This is a genomic window from Streptomyces sp. NRRL B-24572, from assembly GCF_002156145.1.
GTDB lineage: Bacteria > Actinomycetota > Actinomycetes > Streptomycetales > Streptomycetaceae > Streptomyces > Streptomyces vietnamensis.
On sequence record NZ_MWIG01000344.1, the window covers coordinates 1 to 2,138 of the forward strand.

At 68.7% G+C, this 2,138-nt stretch carries 2 protein-coding genes; both read right to left on the reverse strand.

All coding sequences use genetic code 11. The features are described 5' to 3' along the window. Nucleotides 1-75 precede the first annotated feature (75 nt). Nucleotides 76-963: a methylenetetrahydrofolate reductase [NAD(P)H] gene (gene metF / locus CCN56_RS21190; protein ID WP_086829048.1), complete on the reverse strand. Its 888-nt coding sequence runs from the start codon at nt 961-963 to the stop codon at nt 76-78. Beyond that, the coding region (locus tag CCN56_RS21195) for a vitamin B12 dependent-methionine synthase activation domain-containing protein (protein WP_306300617.1) at nt 960-2,138 on the reverse strand (1,179 nt) is incomplete at its 5' end. The genes CCN56_RS21195 and metF, both read right to left, overlap by 4 nt.

Here is a 2,138-nt window from a genome sequence, read left to right on the forward strand (position 1 = left end):
GTGATCTCCTTGCGGCCGAAGGCGGCCAGCGAGATGTCGGCGACCTTGTAGTCGGTAAAGGCGGTGTCGGTGAACTCAGCGGGCGCCAGCGAACTCATGTGTTTCTCCGTAGGACTTGGGGTTGAGGCCCAGGACGTTGGCATGGATGTCCAGGGCCGCGGTGGAACGGTTCAGGGTGATGTAGTGAAGCCCGGGGGCGCCTTCTGCCAGGAGGCGACGGCTCATCTCCGTCGCGTGCTCGACACCGATCTCGTACGCAACATCGCGGTTGTCGCGGGCCGCGTCCAGTCGTCTGGCGAGTGTTTCCGGGAAGGCCGCGTTCGACAGCTCGGCGAAGCGGCTGATCTGTCGCACGTCGGTGGCCGGCATGATCTCCGGGATGATCGGGGTGTCACAGCCGGCGGCGGCGACCCGGTCCCGCAGCCGCAGGTAGTCCTCGGGGTCGAAGAACATCTGCGTGATCGCGTAGTCCGCACCCGCCCGGCACTTCGCTACGAAGTGCCTGATGTCGCTCTCCCAGTCGGAGGAACGCGGGTGCCGCTCCGGGAAGGCCGCGACACCGACACTGAAGTCCCCCAACTCGCGGATCATTCGGACCAGTTCGTGAGCGTGGGTGAAACCCTGCGGGTGCGGGGTCCACTCCCCCCGCGGATCGCCGGGCGGGTCGCCGCGCAGGGCCAGCACGTCACGGACTCCGGCATCGGCGTACTGACCGATGATGTGCCGCAGTTCGGCGACCGAGTGCCCGACGGCCGTGAGGTGAGCGACCGGTCGCAGGGTGGTCTCGGTGACGATCCGCTTCGTGACCTCGATGGTCCGGTGACGGGACGAGCCGCCCGCCCCGTACGTCACCGACACGAAGTCCGGCTTGAGGGCCTCGACCCGCCGGATCGCGTCCCACAGGGTCTGCTCGCCCTTGTCCGTCTTCGGCGGGAAGAACTCGAAGGAGAAGGTGGGGGTCACAGCCGTCGGCCTCCCGCGTTGAAGTAGCTCGCCTCCGGGTGGTGGACCACGATCGCGTCCGTGGACTGCTCGGGGTGCAGCTGGTACTCCTCCGAGAGCTGGACTCCGATGCGCTCGGGCCCGAGGAGTCCGGCGATCTTCGCCCGGTCCTCCAGGTCCGGGCAGGCCGGGTAGCCGAGGGAGTAGCGGCAGCCCTGGTACTCGGTGCGGAACATTCCCTCCATGGCGGCGGGGTCGGCAGCGCCGATGCCCCACTCCTCCCGCACCCGGGCGTGCCAGTACTCGGCGAGCGCCTCCGCCAACTGAACGGACAGACCGTGGAGTTCGAGGTAGTCGCGATAGGAGTCGGACTCGAAGAGCTCGGCCGTGGCCTCGCCGATCTTCGAGCCGACCGTGACCATCTGCAGGGCGAGCACATCGGTCTCGCCGGACTCCTCCGCACGGAAGAAGTCGGCCAGGCAGAGGCGGCGGCCCCGCTGCTGGCGGGGGAAGGAGAAGCGGGTCCGCTCGCCTCCGTGCTCGTCCAGGACGATCAGGTCGTCGCCCTTGGAGACGCAGGGGAAGTAGCCGTAGACGACGGCCGCTTCGAGCAGGTGGCCCGTCTGCAGCCGGTCCAGCCAGCCGCGCAGACGTGCCCGGCCTTCCGAGTCGATCGTCTCGTTGTCCTTCAGGCCCCACTGGCCCTTGAAGAGGGCGGTCTCGTCGAGCCAGGGGGCGTACGCGTCGAGGGGGATGCCCTTGACGACCTTCGTCCCGAGGAAGGGGGGCTCGGGTACGGGGTTGTCGGCGGCCACGTCGGAGCGGCCGGCCGGCTCGGGCTCCCGTGCTTCGAGAACCGGGGTCTCCCGCTTGGGCACCCTGCGCTGCTTCAGCTCCGGCAGTACGGCTCCGGGGACACCCCGCTTCACTCCCATCAGCGCGTCCATCAGCCGCAGGCCCTCGAAGGCGTCACGGGCGTAGCGCACCTCGCCCTCGTACAGCTCGTGCAGGTCCTGCTCGACGTACGCCCTGGTCAGGGCCGCCCCACCCAGGATCACCGGATACTTCGCGGCCAGCCCCCGGCCGTTGAGCTCCTCCAGGTTCTCCTTCATGATCACGGTGGACTTCACCAGCAGGCCCGACATGCCGATGACGTCGGCGTTGTGTTCCTCGGCCGCCTCCAGGATCGCGGAGAC